Origin of the sequence: Rhizobium sp. 32-5/1, assembly GCF_029537235.1 — a bacterium.
In the GTDB taxonomy this organism is placed as follows: Bacteria; Pseudomonadota; Alphaproteobacteria; order Rhizobiales; family Rhizobiaceae; genus Pararhizobium.
The window spans coordinates 457,725-471,587 of record NZ_CP120638.1 but is presented as its reverse complement, the minus strand read 5'-3'; the positions used below and the strand labels follow the sequence as shown (position 1 = coordinate 471,587).

Sequence of the window (13,863 nt, the reverse complement as noted above, 5' to 3'; positions counted from 1 at the left end):
GGTTGCTAAGCCAGAATCTTTGCGGATTTGAAACGGCTGCGGCCTCATCCTAGATACCAGTTTCATGACGAAACAGGAGGTAAAGATGGGTGAACTTCGTCTTTCTCAGCCGGCATGCGGGATCGCCGGGAAACCACGCCTGACATCGACCGACATAGATATCCTGCGCGAACACGTCTTTGCGCAGGGAATAACATCCTCCCAGGAGGCCGCTACACTCTTTGCGATCAATACCGCCTGCACTGAAAAATGTCCGGAATGGCATCATTATTTCATTGATTCGATCAGCGGTTTCATCCTGCACCATTGCTACCCGCAGGGATCGCTGGATGAACGCAATGCAGCCTGGCTGATCGGCATGGTTTCGACGGGCGGGACGGTCAATTCGCCGATCGAATTGGAGTTGCTGTTCCACATCATTGACGTATCCCCATTCGTTCCCGACAGCCTGACGATCTTTGCGCTACAGCAACTGCAGAATCGGCATGCGGGACGACAAGGGCGCCTGGGCCGCAATGCGCCATTCGCGACGACCGGTCCTGGATGGCGACGACGTACACATGGCATGCCGGGTCATGAGCGCAATTGCGCGGTCGCGGGGCGCAAGTCCGACCGACCGTGAAAATGAGATCCTCGAATCTATCGGGGTTCTGCGTGACGCTGCCGCCGCGTAACAATGAGCAGGACATGCGGCCATGCTGCATCCGCAGATGGTCGCATGTTTATGGTTCCCGCCTACCGTTTGTTGACGCGTGGCCGCTAGGCTTGATTTTACGGAAGCCGGAGCCTCGGTAATGACAGCACATCTTCCGTCGATCATTCTGCTGGTCATCAACATGGGCTTGCTCTGGTTGTTGATGGCCGCTCCGATCGGCAGGCGGACGCTGCGTCTCAGCCGAACCCTGCGTGCCGATATCGGCGCGGTATGGCAGGCGGTCGCGCCGACCGGGGCATCGGCGGACTGGCACCATACCACTCTCTCGAGCCGCATCCTGCCCGGTGCCGAGCTGCGGGTCGAACAGACATTCTCCCATCTCGACCGGCACGGTCTGCCGATCGTCCGCCAGCTTGCCGTTACAGAACAGGGCACTGAAAATACCACGGCGAGACAGTGCGAGCTTCGTGTATTGGAAGACAGTGCGCTCGACGACGCTTTCTGGAAAGATTTCCGGGAGCGACGAAAACTCGTCGCAGCGGATGATGGTGTTGTCCTGACCCTTGAGCAGACCGATCGCTATCGCGGTCTTGCTTTCCTGATTTTCCGATATTTCGCCATGCGCCGCGAAATGAAGGCCCTGGAGCAGTGGCTTGAAACCGGCAAAAGCCTGCCCGTCCGGGGCTGTTTCGAGCATCCTCTGGTTCAGGCGGGGCTTGCGAGCGTCTCAACGCTCTTGCTCTGGCCCTTCTTCGGGCTTAATGCCCATGGCTTGATGATGTCCGTGCTTCTGACGTTGGTGATCGTGTTGCACGAGTTTGGCCATATGGCGGCCTACCGCGCCTTCGGCCACAAGACGGTGCGCATGATCTTCGTTCCGCTGCTCGGCGGGATCGCCATTGGCGGGCGGCCCTACAATTCGCTTTTCGAAGTCGCCACCTGCGCGCTCATGGGAGCTGGAATGTCGGCCTTTCTGGTGCCGGTCGCCGTGGCGCTACATGATGCCGGAGGCGAGGGGATGCTTGGCTTTGTGCCAGGGCCCTCGATCCTGGTCTTCCTGTTGATTCTCGGGGCGTTCAACCTTTTGAACCTCCTGCCGATGAACCGCTTCGATGGCGGGCAGGTGCTGCGCCAGGTCTTCCGCTCACAAAACAGCCTGATGGCGGGAAGTTTCCTTGTCACACTGGTGATTCTGGCGATTGGCTGGCGTATCGGCCTGCCGACACCCGCGCTGCTGGCCGGACTGGCGATCTTCACGCTTCTCAGCCTGATGATCCGGGGTGGCGTAAAGCCACGCCACCGGCTGGACGAGATGACAGCGATGCAGCGTCTGGCGAGCGGGTTCGGCCTCTACGCCGCCGTGGCCCTGCATGGATATGCGATCATCTATGCGACCGACCGGCTGTTCGGCTGATCAGGCGGTTTCGTTGACGAGCGGGCCGAAGACCTGCTCGAACGCCTGTCGCAGCCGGATATCCGCATCCGCCATCATCACCGGAAGGCCGAGATCGACGAGACTGGTGACGCCGTAACCGCGAATGCCGCAGGGCACGATCCCGTCGAAGTGATCAAGGTCAGGATCGACGTTGAGGGACAGGCCGTGAAAGCTAACCCAGCGCCGCAGCCGGATACCGATGGCGGCGATCTTGTCCTCGGCGGGGCTGCCATCGGCAAGAGGCGGTTTTTCCGGCCGCCGCACCCAGACGCCGACGCGATCTTCGCGCCGCTCGCCACGCACATTCATCGAGGAAAGCGTCGTGATCACAACACTTTCCAATGCCGCCACGAAAGCCCGGACGTCCTGTCGTCTGCGCTTCAGGTCGAGCATGACATAGGCCACGCGCTGGCCCGGACCATGATAGGTGTATTCGCCGCCGCGCCCCGTCTGGAACACGGGAAACCGGTCGGGAATCACCAGATCGTCGCTGTTGGCGCTGGTCCCGGCCGTATAGAGCGGCGGGTGTTCGACCAGCCAGACAAGTTCGTCGGCCTCGCCGGCTGCAATCGCCGCCGCCTCGCGTTCCATCACCGCAACGGCTTCCTCATAGGGCACCGGCGCGGCCGCAATCCGCCAGCGGATGGGTGGCGAGTCGGGCTGTGCAAAGAAGGTGATGTCGAGATCGTCGCGCTGCATCTATGTCCCTGGTCCTGCTATCGGGAACTAGATGGGACCTGGAAAGCCAAGAGTCCAGCGTTTCCGGGCGGTCCGCCGACAGGCTGTTGAAATAGTTCACAGTCCTGTCAACTTTCTCTTGTCGTGCCCTTGTGCACCCCAAATGCTTTTGCTACATGCAGCCCCGCCGGAGCAATCCGGCGGCTACCACGATGCGGTCGTGGCGGAATTGGTAGACGCGCAGCGTTGAGGTCGCTGTGGGGCAACCCGTGGAAGTTCGAGTCTTCTCGACCGCACCAAAAACTAAACCCGCTTCGGCGGGTTTTTTTATGTCCGGATTTTTGGGGTGATTTCCTGGCTTCAGGCAGGGGCGCCGGCGAAAAAGGCCGGCGCAGGAGCGTTAGCTGGCAATAGCGTCCGTATCGCTCATCAGCATTCGGGTCAGCTTGATCTCGCTACGGACCCCGTGCTGGAAGAGGTGGATGACCCGCGCGGCATCCTCAGTTGCTGCCGGGCTGTCGATGGCCCAGCCCTTGCGGCCGCAGACGTCGTTGAAAACCCGCTGCAGCATGCTCAGCTCTTCGGGTGAAATATCCGCAAGCACTTTCCTGTTTTCCGTGTGCATGGCTGGCTCCTTCCGCGTTTCCGCTGGTTTATGTCTCCATGGCTAAGCCAAGCGGCAGGACGGCGCAATTAACTATGATATGTTTGCAAAGCTATTGTGTCGGGAGGGACGAAAATAGAGCGGTGAGCCCGCCGCCGGCCCTATCAGGTGTGCAGTTTTTCGAAGCGCCTGGTGATGCGCTCGCGTTTCAGACGGGACAGTCGCTGGGTCCAGAAAATGCCGTCAAGCTGATCGATTTCATGTTGCAGGCAGATTGCCAGAAGTCCTTCGGCCTCCTCTTCGCGAACCGCGCCATCCAGTGTCTGGAAGCGGATGCTGACGTGTCTCTGCCTCTCGACCTCTTCCGTCACGCCCGGCATGGAAACACTGCCTTCGACATGACGCGTGATGTCCGTCGAACGGGAGGTGACCTCCGGATTAACGTAGATGCGCACGCCGGACGCAGCGTCGATCTCGATGACCATCAGGCGTTGCAGAATACCGATATGCGGAGCGGTGATCCCGATGCCGGGCGCAGCCCGCATCGTCTCGAGCAGATCCTGCGCCAGCGCCGCAAGCGCATCGTCAAATTGATCGACGGCGGCCGCGGCTGTGCGCAGCAGCGGGTGCGGAAAGCGAAGAATGGGTCTGGTCGCCAATGCGGATGCTCCTGCTCGAACGCCATATTGCAGCTTGTTTCATATTATTTTGCAACAGCTTGGACAAAATTTCAGAGCTTGCCGCCGGTACCGGACTTGCGCTGTGGACCTTGGCTGCCCTTTGCGCTAGCAAAACAGGACAGGTCTCGTCTAGAGGCGTGCAATCAACCGGCATTTGGCATTTCCGCTTCGTCCCCATCAGGCTTGCCTGTCACGGGATGTGGCCACGGTTTTGAGGGCGACAGATGAGCGATACCGGCGAAGACCATCGTAAGGAAGCCCCTGTCGCGGCAGAGTTCCTCGAAGACGCGGATATCTATTCCGACGACGGATCGGTGCGATCCGATTATCTCATGCATGTCGGTGCAGCAATTGCCGATCGCGATCTGCTCTATCTGCGCCAACACGTCGCGCGCCTTCACGCCTCCGAAATGGGCGATCTTCTGGAGGCCATCCAGGCGGAGCAGCGTCGCATGCTCGTCTCGCTTCTCGGCGATGATTTTGACCTGTCGGCGCTGACGGAAGTCGATGAAGCGATCCGCCTCGATATTGTCGAGCACCTGCCCAACGACCGCATCGCCGCCGCCCTTGGCGAGATGGATTCCGACGATGCCGTCTACATTCTCGAGGATCTCGACGCGGAGGACCAGGAGGAGATCCTCGCCAAGCTGCCGTTCACAGAACGGGTCCGGCTGCGGCGGTCGCTGGATTATCCGGAAAGCACGGCCGGCCGCCGAATGCAGACGGAATTCGTCGCGGTGCCGCCGTTCTGGACCGTCGGCCAGACCATCGACTACATGCGCGAGGATGACGACCTGCCGGAGAGCTTCACGCAGATCTTCGTCATCGACCCGACCTTCAAGCTGCTCGGCGCGCTCGATCTCGACCGCGTGCTGCGCACCAAGCGCTCCGTCAAGATCGAGACGATCATGCGCGAGACCAATCATCCGGTTCCAGCCGAAATGGACCAGGAAGAGGCCGCCCAGCTCTTCGAGCAGTACGACCTGTTGTCGGCGGCCGTGGTCGACGAAAACAACCGTCTCGTCGGCGTGCTGACCATTGATGATGTCGTCGACGTCATCCAGGAAGAAGCCGAGGAAGACCTGATGCGTCTCGGCGGCGTCGGCGACGAGGAACTGTCCGATTCGGTCATCAGCACCTCGCGCTCGCGCGTTCCATGGCTGGCGGTCAATCTCCTTACTGCATTTCTGGCAGCCTCGGTGATCGGTCTGTTCGAGGCGACGATCCAGCAGATTGTGGCCTTGGCCATTCTTATGCCGATTGTGGCCGGCATGGGCGGCAATGCCGGTTCGCAGACGATGACCGTGACAGTGCGGGCGCTCGCCACCCGCGATCTCGACATCCACAATGCCTGGCGCATCGTTCGTCGCGAGGCGGGGGTGGGGTTGCTGAACGGGCTGCTTTTCGGGCTCTTGATAGGCATCGTCGCCGGTGCCTGGTTCCAGGACATTAACCTCGGCGGCATCATCGCTGCGGCCATGCTGATCAACATGATCGCTGCGGCTCTGGCCGGGATCATGATTCCCTTGTTGCTGGACCGGTACGGGGCTGACCCGGCCGTATCCTCCGCCGTGTTCGTGACGACCGTAACCGATGTGACGGGCTTCATGGCCTTTCTCGGCCTCGCAACCTGGTGGTTCGGCATCCGCTGAGCAGGCGAGACAGGCAAAAGTTTGACTTTTACGTCAAAGTCAATAAAGTCATCCTTCAGTCGACGCAGACGAGAGATGGCGTGAACAAGTACTATAGCATCACAGAATTGACGCGGGAATTCGGTGTTTCCACGCGCACGTTGCGTTTCTACGAGGATGAAGGGCTCATCCATCCGGAACGCCGCGGCCGCACCCGCCTGTTCCGTTCTGCAGATCGCCGCCTGATCATGGAAATCCTGCGGGGGCGCCGGATCGGCTTCACGATCGCCGAAATCCGCGAAATCATTCAGGTCTACAAGGATCCGCCCGGCGAGTCCGGACAGCTTCGCCTGCTGATGAAGCGCGTCGAAGAAAAACGAGACGAATTGCGCCAGAAGCGCAAAGATATCGACGACACCCTCGAAGAGCTCAACAATGTCGAGGAAGCCTGCCTAACACGGTTGGCTGAGATCGGTGTCAGTACCTGATATCTTCGGATCAGACCGGTTTCAGAGCCATCGGCTGGTTTTCCGGCAATACCGCTCAAATTCAAAGCCGAAACGCGAATGCAGATGCAGTTCTTCATAGCGCACAGCAAAAGACGTGGTGATCGTCGTGGCGACAATCGCCATGATGAAGAACCATGGATTGAGCATGATCAGTCCAAGCCCCACCATCACGAATGTATAGCCGAGATAGATCGGGTTGCGCGTCAAACGAAATGGTCCGCAGGTCACCAGATGTGATGAACCCCTGTGCGGCAGCACTGTGGTCTTCCTGTCGATCAGTGTTTTGACCGCCCAGAGGTCGAGTGACACGGCAAGGACGATAAAACTCGATCCTGCAATCCACGGCGCCCAGCCATTGCTATGGACAACGCCGATCGGGTGCAGGCGTCCAAGGGCAAGCGCTATCAATATGGCCGCTCCATAGAGAAGAGGGGGCCAGGGAAAATTCAGCGGCTTGGCACGGTAGGCGTTCATCGCCGGTCCTTTGCACCTGGATCTTCCATTGCGCGTGAATCTATTGTGCACTGTCCGGCGATTCTGAGCAATCCGGTCGTCCTTGGTGCCGTCGATTTCACCGGCGTTCCAGGCCGTAAACAGCTTTTCCTCCAGCATTTTGTTCAAGGTGCAATCGCAGAATGCCGCACAGAAGCGCTCTGAATCCTGCTGTCTGCACATCGCGACACATTCAGCCCCGCGCAACGCGACTGGATCCGGCTTGGCGGCTGGAAATCCAAGCGAGAAAAGATAGACCAGTCCGATCAGGAGCGGCTGGTGCAGCAGGTACACGGCGAGGCTATGTCGGCCTGCCGTCATCAAGGCGCCCTTCCATTTCGGTGGCGGACCTTCGCCTGTCACGGCGCGGTTGAGCCATTGCCGGGAAAGCGCAATGCGAGCCGCAGCAATTCCGGCCAGAAACGGTGCAAGCCATGGCAGCAGCGGCACATAGTCGTTGGATCGGGGCAGGGTCTCCGACAATCCGACCCACCAGAGCGCCGGCAGGTCGAAAAGGCTGGAGCGCAGGTATAGCGGCGCCAGGAAGGCGGCTATGGCGGCCAGAAGCGTGATGATCACCGGCAGTCGCAGAAACAGCAGACCGACGAGGCTGGCGGCGGCGATGGAGTGCAGGATGCCGAAGAAGATGAAGCTTTGCGGAAAGGCAAACCAGGTGGCTGTCGTGATGACGAGAGCCGCGCCGGCGATTTTGGTGAACCGGATAGCGAAGGAGCGTGCGCGCAAGGTCGGATAGTGACCGAGAACGAGACTGAAGCCGGCAAGGAACAGGAAGCTGCTGGCAATCATCCGGGCATAGAGCTTCCACAGGCCTGCTCCGGTCGTGCCCGGATCGATGTAGCCGAAGAATTCCAGGTCCCAGGCGAAGTGATAGCTGGCCATGGCGATCAGGGCTATGCCGCGAAAGCTGTCTATGGCCGTGATGCGGCTGCGCCGAGTGTTGGTCAAGGGCGTGATCTGGTCCGCGACGCTCTTTGCGGGGGCGTTGTTGGTCGGCATGGATGACTTTCCGATTCAGCAAGACAGCGGCAGGAGATTTGCGCAAGGCGCACCGCTTTGCCGCACGGTTACCGGATATTTTTCAGGGATTTGTGTCTTCAAGAAGGGCGGTGCGGGCTTCCGAGAAAAATTGCCGGCGCAGCAGCACGAAGATCACGAAGGTAGTGAGAATGATTAGAACATAGGGGCTGATGAACCAGCCGAGATAGCCGATCGAGAGGAAGATAGTGCGCAGGCCGGCGTTGAAATGCTTGGCCGCCATGATGTTCAGCCGCGCGGCGCGCTCGGCGGCGCGCTCGGCTGCTTCCGGATCGCGGGACGCATCGCCCATCATCGGGATGCCGCCCATCAGGATCGAACAATAGTTGAACAGGCGGTAAGACCAGCCGAACTTGAAGAAGGCGTAGCCGAACAGACAGATCAGGCCGCCGACCTTCAACTCGAAGCCGCTGCGGCTGCCATGAAAAACGAAAGGCAGGTCGTTGAAGATGGCCTCGACCTGATCGGTCGCGCCAAGCAGGGCAAAGCAGCCACCAAGCGCGAAGATTGTCGTCGAGGCGAAAAAGGCCGTGCCCGCCTGCAGGCCGGCGATGATCTGCGTGTCGATCATCTTGAGGTCGCGGGTGAGCGAATTGCGTATCCACTTGCGGCGCTGTTCGTTCATCAGCCGGGTCAGGCTGACGCGCTTGAACAGTCTCTGACCATCGGTCGCCCAGTTGAAGCCGGCCCATAGGAGCCCGAAGATTGCCAGCGCTGTATAGTCCGCTATTGTCATGTCCCGTTTTTCGCAGGAATTCGCCAAAATGCAAGACAGACCAAAAGTTTGCGTGCTCTCCTGCCATCTCCTCTTGCAATGTGGTCCCCATCAGGGCGACATGGACGGTGGAAGACCATATCGCCATTTTTGCAGCAGCACATGTCGCACGCACAAAACCTGATGTCGGTTGGTCGCCTGACGGCGTCGGTCGGATGGCCTAGGCTTTTTCATAGATGATTTTGGTGCGCTGCAGGCGCCATCCAGTCCCAGGGCGGAGTTCGAATGTTTCTTTCGGTTTTTGATGTCTTCAAGATTGGGATCGGCCCCTCCAGTTCGCACACCATGGGCCCGATGTCGGCCGCCGTGCGTTTCCTCGATCTCATCCTGTCGAGCGACTGGCCGCGCCCGGCCAATGCCCATGTCGCGGCGATCAAGGTGAGCCTGCATGGTTCGCTGGCGCACACCGGTATCGGCCATGGCACGGGCCGCGCCGTCGTCCTCGGCCTGATGGGCGAGCGCCCGGATCGCGTCGATCCCGATCACATGGAGGCGATCATCGAAAAGGTCGAGCGTTCCGGCCGGATCACCCCGCCCGGCCACCCCGCCTATGATTTCCAGCCGAAGACCGATCTCGTCTTCGACAAGAAGGTACCGCTGCCCGGTCATGCCAACGGCATGTCCTTCTCCGCCTTCGACCGCGATGGCCGGCTGCTCCTGAAGCGCGTCTATTATTCGATCGGCGGCGGTTTCGTCGTGACCGACACTGAACTGGAGGCCATGAAGGCAAGCAAGAACAAAACTGATGGCGTCAAGGTTCCCTATCCCTTCGGAACCGCCAAACAGATGCTTGAAATGGCGGCACGGTCCGGTCTTTCGATTGCCCAGATGAAGCGGGCGAACGAGGAATGTTCGATGTCTCCGGAAGAGCTGGACGCCGGTCTCGACCGGATCTGGGCGGCGATGAAGAGCTGTATCGATCGCGGCCTGACCCAGGAGGGCATCCTGCCGGGTGGCCTCAAGGTTCGCCGCCGCGCCGGCATGATCCACGACAAGCTGCAGGACGAATGGCGGTCCAACAAGATCAATCCTCTGCTCGCCAACGACTGGCTGAGCGTCTATGCGATGGCAGTCAACGAGGAAAATGCCGCCGGCGGCCGTGTCGTGACCTCGCCCACCAATGGCGCCGCCGGCGTCGTTCCGGCCACGATCCGCTATTATCTGCATTTCCACGAGGACGCCGATGCGCAGGGTATCCGCGACTATCTGCTGACGGCAGCGGCCATCGGCGGCATCATCAAGTTCAACGCCTCGATCTCCGGTGCCGAAGTCGGCTGTCAGGGCGAGGTCGGCTCCGCCGCCGCGATGGCCGCCGCCGGTCTTGCGGCCGTGATGGGCGGTTCGCCGGAGCAGATCGAGAATGCCGCCGAGATCGCGCTGGAGCATCATCTCGGCATGACCTGCGATCCGGTCGCCGGCTTGGTGCAGGTGCCCTGCATCGAGCGCAATGCGCTGGGTGCGGTCAAGGCCGTCACGGCGGCTTCGCTGGCGGTCAAGGGGGACGGCCAGCATTTCGTTCCGCTGGATGCCTGCATCGAGACCATGCGCCAGACCGGCGAGGACATGAACGAGAAGTACAAGGAAACCTCCACCGGCGGCCTTGCCGTCAATGTCGTGGAGTGCTGATCCCGCAACAGCGATTGTGGATCGGCGCGGAATCCGCCTTGACCCGCACCGGTTAACGGGTGTTCAAAGCCGGCATGGCCTTAAATCTGCTCAAGCTCTGCGTCGGCGCGGATTCCTCGATGACCTGCGCGACTGGGTTGCCCGCCGAGCGCTGGTGGCAATCGCCGCCGGTCTCGATCCGCATTCGACCCACACCACGCGCATGGTGCCGAAGCGCGTGGACGAACTGCTGGATGGCGGTTCGCTCTATTGGGTGATCAAGGGCCAGGTCCAGGCCCGGCAGAATCTGCTCGATATCGAAACCTTCAAGGACGACGACGGGATCGGCCGCTGCAATCTCGTCCTTGGGTCTGAGGTCATCGAAACCGAATACCAGCCGCGCCGCGCCTTTCAGGGTTGGCGCTATCTCCATGCCAGCGAGGCGCCGCGCGATCTGTCGTCGCTGTCGGGCGAGGGCGGGGAACTGCCGCTGGAACTGCGCCGCGAACTGGCGGAGCTTGGGCTTCTATAGAACACTCCGGAATGAAAACGCCCGGACACTGGGGCCGGGCTGGGTTTGCCTTGAATGGAATTCAGCGAATCCGGATCCGGATCGGATAGCGACCCGATGGCGACGTCACATGGACGTGGATATCGGCATCCGGCTGTGTCGATCGCCAGGCGCGGGCGCCGTGGGTCAGCAACAAGGCCACCAGATCCTTCGTCTTCGACCGCGGACGATTGAGGCCGATATCCGCGATCCGCATGGCCGCCTCATGCAGCGGGTGCAGACCGAGACGCGGGGATTTGCGCTTCTGTTCCGGCATGGGCGCGTTACCGGGCCCGTTTTCATTCATTCCCATAACTGACCTCGTTACGCAGTACCAAATCCGAGGAGGATCACCGGCAAACACACGCCGGCGATCGAAACTTTAAAAATCTGCTATTGCAGGCTCGCCCAACAGGCGAACCCCTTGCCCTTCAGGACCTTGCAGGCTGACAAGGCCTTGTTCTGGTTGCTGAAACCGGCAAAGCGGGCGCGATAGAGTTGGCCGCCGCCGTTGGAAAAGGCAACCGTGAACGGCTGGGCGCCGCGCAGGGCCTTGCCGCCCTTGTCCTTCGCGTTGTCCAGAAGCGTCATTGCCTGATCCTTGTCCGGCGTCGCGCCAATCTGGATCACCCAGCCCTGCGGCTGTGTCTCAGGAGTCGATGCGGTCGTGACCTTGTCGACGGAATGCGTGACCTGCTCATCGATTTCAGCGGCCGGAACCGGAACCGCACGGGCAATTTCACGGCTCTGCGCCTGAAGCGTGTTCGGCTCTACAACCTCTGCAAGCACCGGGTTGTCGCTTGCCGGCTTCTGTTCCGAAGCATAGGCCACTTCGATGCTCTTGGTGGTTTCGCCGCTGTAGCGGACACCCGGCACCGGACCATTGTCCGGGAGGTTGAAGCTGCCGCCACGAACGACTGCGACTTCTTCCGCAGCCGGTGTTTCGACAGTCTGGACCGTCGGGGACACGGCTGTTTCCGCCACGAGATTGCCGCCACCGCGGCGCGAAGCGACGGGCATATACTTGGCGACGAGTGCCCGCATCTGCGCGTCTCTTGCGCCACCGGACTTGCCGCCGAGCACAACGCCGACAATGCTACGACCGTCAGCCTGTGCCGACGTCACGAGGTTGAAGCCGGACGCATTGGTGAAACCCGTCTTGATGCCGTCCACGCCGCGCACATTGCCAAGCAGGCGGTTGTGATTGCCGATGGTCTGCTTGCCAAACTTGAAGCTGCGCGTCGAGAAGTAGCCGTAATATTGCGGAAAATGCTGACGGAGCGCGAGGCCGAGCCGTGCCTGGTCGCGCGCCGTGGTGACCTGCGCGCTGTTCGGCAGGCCATGGGCATTTCTGTAGGTGGTGCGCGTCATGCCGAGCGCACGCGCCTTGTTGGTCATGATCCGGGCAAAGCGGTCTTCCGATCCCCCGAGCATCTCGCCGAGCGCCGTCGCAGCATCATTTGCCGATCGTGTTACCAGGGCAAGAATGGCCTGCTCCACGGTAATGACCTTGCCGGCGCGAACGCCGAGCTTGGACGGCTGTTCGGCTGCTGCATTCTTTGAAAACGGAACCGGCGTATTCTTGCTGATCTTGCCGGCCTCGAGCGCTTCGAAGGTCAGGTACAAGGTCATCATCTTGGTCAGCGACGCCGGATAGCGCAGGCTGTCCGCATCGGCATTGTAGAGCACCTTGCCGGTCTTGGCATCGACGACGATGCCGGCATATTTGGCAGCCGAGGCGGTGGTGGCGATACTCAGGGATGCAACCAGAGACACCAGCAAAATCCTGCAGGCCTTCCGGAAGAATGGGATAGGGGTGTGTTGAACGGAACCGATCGATGGGGATTTGGACACTACACTACTCTTCATTCTTTTTCACTGAAATCGTCCGGCCGTCGCCTCCAGAAACGTCCGTTCTGAAAACTCTATCGGCATAGCGTTACCAATCGGTTTATGATGAATGATTGGTTTCACTATTCTGCGGTTCGGTTTGAATGTCTTGTTCCGTTTTGTCGTGCGCCATACCGGCCCGCCGCAGGGCCTATGGCGCGGTGACGAGCTTGGCGGTGACGAAGTCGTGGACCGCTTTGTCGATGGCCTGCCATTGTGGCAGCAATTGGCTCGAAAAACGGTACAGCACAACAAGATCGCTGCCGGCGTGAATATCGCGCTGGCAATCGGCGTTGGTGGAAAGGGCCGGAGACTGCGGCAGGATGCAGCGGACCGCATAGTGGGCTTTGCCGGCCATTTCCGCGGTGAAGACGACTTCGTCGCCATAGCCGGAATTTTTTCTCATGGCATGGCGCGACAGGCCGGCCGGTCCCGGCGTGGGGCTTCCCTCAAACAGGTGCTTGTAGATTGGCTCAAGTCTTCCGGACATGTCGCGCGACATGGTGCTTTGTGAAATCTGCAGGAAAATCAGGTTTTCCGGATGATCGACATCATTGAAGAGGTGGCGGTTCTGATCGGTATAGCCTTCGAGAGTCGGCCAGGTGACATAGAGGTCGGCACGCTCTGCAATGCCGGTCTCACGCTGGGTTTCGAAGCGGATGACGTTTGCCGGCAGGCGCAGATGATCCTGGCCAATGAAAATATCCGTAACCTGGGTGCTGGCGGTATGGCCGGCCTGCGCAAGGCTTTCTCCATACCAGCGACCAGCCATGCTGATGCCGACTGTCAAGACAGCAAGGCTGACTGCCACAGCCGTCACGCGATACAGGAAACGTGGCGAAATCAGCGGGCTGTGGTCATCGGAGGCTATGGAAGGAACGGTCATCGGCGGATTGCTGCCCTGCATTTCAAGAGGGTTGATACAATGCAAATGCGCAGCCGGACTGTTCCGGAATGAAACATATGTGGACGGCACGGCTCTTGCATGAAGTCGTCAATGTCTGCCACGCTGCTGCAACATGGTTAATTTATGGTGAATTTCGGGACAATCCTGCTGATCCTGGCCGCCGGATTCGGCGTTTCCTTCCTTGTCATGGACGCCGGCCGCCTGATTGCCGGGCCGGCCTGGCCGCGGCTGATGCAAAAGCGACGGGAGAATTTCCGACCATTGCCGGTCCTGCTGGCCTTGTCCGCAGGACCTGCGCTTTTGTTGCGGCTCTATGGCAGATGCGGCGCGAGGGGCGGCTGCCGTCGATCGATTGTGCGATTGCCGGGGTGATCGCCTGCGGATGGGCGGGGTGTT

At 60.3% G+C, this 13,863-nt stretch carries 13 protein-coding genes, 1 tRNA gene and 2 pseudogenes; 7 read left to right on the top strand and 9 right to left on the bottom strand.

All coding sequences use genetic code 11. From position 1 onward, the window contains the following. The first annotated feature begins 85 nt into the window (after nucleotides 1-85). The gene (locus P6U16_RS02410; RefSeq protein WP_277702489.1) at nucleotides 86-622 is read left to right on the top strand and encodes a hypothetical protein; all 537 of its coding nucleotides are present in this window, start codon (nucleotides 86-88) and stop codon (nucleotides 620-622) included. A 172-nt stretch (nucleotides 623-794) separates the two neighbouring features. Further along, nucleotides 795-2,069 (top strand): hypothetical protein, encoded by a 1,275-nt coding sequence (locus tag P6U16_RS02405; RefSeq protein ID WP_277702488.1) that lies wholly within the window; start codon nucleotides 795-797, stop codon nucleotides 2,067-2,069. On the opposite strand, the gene lipB is transcribed toward P6U16_RS02405, so the two are convergent. Beyond that, complete coding sequence (gene lipB, locus P6U16_RS02400; protein WP_277702487.1) at nucleotides 2,070-2,789, bottom strand: lipoyl(octanoyl) transferase LipB; 720 nt, start codon at nucleotides 2,787-2,789, stop codon at nucleotides 2,070-2,072. 193 nt (nucleotides 2,790-2,982) lie between these two features. Between lipB and P6U16_RS02395 the strand changes: the two genes are divergently transcribed. Next, nucleotides 2,983-3,067, top strand: a tRNA-Leu gene (locus tag P6U16_RS02395). Nucleotides 3,068-3,168: 101 nt separating this feature from the next. Here P6U16_RS02395 and P6U16_RS02390 read toward each other — a convergent pair. Beyond that, a complete protein-coding gene (locus tag P6U16_RS02390) occupies nucleotides 3,169-3,393 on the bottom strand; it encodes a hypothetical protein (RefSeq protein ID WP_277702486.1) in 225 nt (74 codons plus the stop codon). A gap of 143 nt (nucleotides 3,394-3,536) precedes the next feature. Then, entirely contained in the window at nucleotides 3,537-4,031 is a 495-nt protein-coding gene (locus P6U16_RS02385; RefSeq protein ID WP_277702485.1) for a peptide deformylase, read from the bottom strand. 245 nt (nucleotides 4,032-4,276) lie between these two features. On the opposite strand from P6U16_RS02385, the gene mgtE reads away from it, so the two are divergent. Then, the gene (gene mgtE, locus P6U16_RS02380; protein WP_277702484.1) at nucleotides 4,277-5,704 is read left to right on the top strand and encodes a magnesium transporter; all 1,428 of its coding nucleotides are present in this window, start codon (nucleotides 4,277-4,279) and stop codon (nucleotides 5,702-5,704) included. A gap of 80 nt (nucleotides 5,705-5,784) precedes the next feature. After that, nucleotides 5,785-6,171 carry a MerR family DNA-binding transcriptional regulator gene (locus tag P6U16_RS02375; RefSeq protein ID WP_277702483.1) on the top strand — a complete coding sequence of 129 codons (387 nt, stop codon included), beginning with the start codon at nucleotides 5,785-5,787 and terminating at the stop codon, nucleotides 6,169-6,171. 21 nt (nucleotides 6,172-6,192) lie between these two features. On the opposite strand, the gene P6U16_RS02370 is transcribed toward P6U16_RS02375, so the two are convergent. The 3 genes and pseudogenes from P6U16_RS02370 to P6U16_RS02360 all read right to left on the bottom strand — a co-directional run bounded on the left by P6U16_RS02370 (nucleotide 6,193) and on the right by P6U16_RS02360 (nucleotide 8,476). Next, a complete protein-coding gene (locus P6U16_RS02370) occupies nucleotides 6,193-6,666 on the bottom strand; it encodes an isoprenylcysteine carboxylmethyltransferase family protein (protein ID WP_277702482.1) in 474 nt (157 codons plus the stop codon). Beyond that, nucleotides 6,663-7,701, bottom strand: a pseudogene (locus P6U16_RS02365) (DUF1624 domain-containing protein). The gene P6U16_RS02370 and the pseudogene P6U16_RS02365 overlap by 4 nt, the downstream one beginning before the upstream one ends. 82 nt (nucleotides 7,702-7,783) lie before the next feature. Further along, nucleotides 7,784-8,476, bottom strand: a complete 693-nt coding sequence (locus tag P6U16_RS02360) for a DUF599 family protein (protein WP_277702481.1) — start codon at nucleotides 8,474-8,476, stop codon at nucleotides 7,784-7,786. A gap of 264 nt (nucleotides 8,477-8,740) precedes the next feature. On the opposite strand from P6U16_RS02360, the gene P6U16_RS02355 reads away from it, so the two are divergent. Together P6U16_RS02355 and P6U16_RS02350 are read left to right on the top strand one after the other, a co-directional pair. Next, nucleotides 8,741-10,141 carry an L-serine ammonia-lyase gene (locus P6U16_RS02355; protein ID WP_277702480.1) on the top strand — a complete coding sequence of 467 codons (1,401 nt, stop codon included), beginning with the start codon at nucleotides 8,741-8,743 and terminating at the stop codon, nucleotides 10,139-10,141. A gap of 74 nt (nucleotides 10,142-10,215) precedes the next feature. Beyond that, a pseudogene (locus tag P6U16_RS02350) lies at nucleotides 10,216-10,652 on the top strand (DUF1489 family protein). 61 nt (nucleotides 10,653-10,713) lie between these two features. On the opposite strand, the gene P6U16_RS02345 reads toward P6U16_RS02350, so the two are convergent. The 3 genes from P6U16_RS02345 to P6U16_RS02335 all read right to left on the bottom strand — a co-directional run bounded on the left by P6U16_RS02345 (nucleotide 10,714) and on the right by P6U16_RS02335 (nucleotide 13,446). After that, a complete protein-coding gene (locus P6U16_RS02345; RefSeq protein WP_277702479.1) occupies nucleotides 10,714-10,983 on the bottom strand; it encodes a hypothetical protein in 270 nt (89 codons plus the stop codon). 80 nt (nucleotides 10,984-11,063) lie between these two features. Further along, a complete protein-coding gene (locus P6U16_RS02340) occupies nucleotides 11,064-12,524 on the bottom strand; it encodes a D-alanyl-D-alanine carboxypeptidase (protein ID WP_277702478.1) in 1,461 nt (486 codons plus the stop codon). A 187-nt stretch (nucleotides 12,525-12,711) separates the two neighbouring features. After that, nucleotides 12,712-13,446 carry a hypothetical protein gene (locus P6U16_RS02335; RefSeq protein ID WP_277702477.1) on the bottom strand — a complete coding sequence of 245 codons (735 nt, stop codon included), beginning with the start codon at nucleotides 13,444-13,446 and terminating at the stop codon, nucleotides 12,712-12,714. Between the last annotated feature and the right edge of the window lie 417 nt (nucleotides 13,447-13,863).

Coding starts and splice junctions, on each gene's coding strand:
- P6U16_RS02410 (WP_277702489.1), top strand. CDS start 86: ATGGGTGAACTTCGTCTTTCTCAGCCGGCATGCGGGATCGCCGGGAAA.
- P6U16_RS02405 (WP_277702488.1), top strand. CDS start 795: ATGACAGCACATCTTCCGTCGATCATTCTGCTGGTCATCAACATGGGC.
- lipB (WP_277702487.1), bottom strand. CDS start 2,789: ATGCAGCGCGACGATCTCGACATCACCTTCTTTGCACAGCCCGACTCG.
- P6U16_RS02390 (WP_277702486.1), bottom strand. CDS start 3,393: ATGCACACGGAAAACAGGAAAGTGCTTGCGGATATTTCACCCGAAGAG.
- mgtE (WP_277702484.1), top strand. CDS start 4,277: ATGAGCGATACCGGCGAAGACCATCGTAAGGAAGCCCCTGTCGCGGCA.
- P6U16_RS02370 (WP_277702482.1), bottom strand. CDS start 6,666: ATGAACGCCTACCGTGCCAAGCCGCTGAATTTTCCCTGGCCCCCTCTT.
- P6U16_RS02360 (WP_277702481.1), bottom strand. CDS start 8,476: ATGACAATAGCGGACTATACAGCGCTGGCAATCTTCGGGCTCCTATGG.
- P6U16_RS02355 (WP_277702480.1), top strand. CDS start 8,741: ATGTTTCTTTCGGTTTTTGATGTCTTCAAGATTGGGATCGGCCCCTCC.
- P6U16_RS02345 (WP_277702479.1), bottom strand. CDS start 10,983: ATGGGAATGAATGAAAACGGGCCCGGTAACGCGCCCATGCCGGAACAG.
- P6U16_RS02335 (WP_277702477.1), bottom strand. CDS start 13,446: ATGACCGTTCCTTCCATAGCCTCCGATGACCACAGCCCGCTGATTTCG.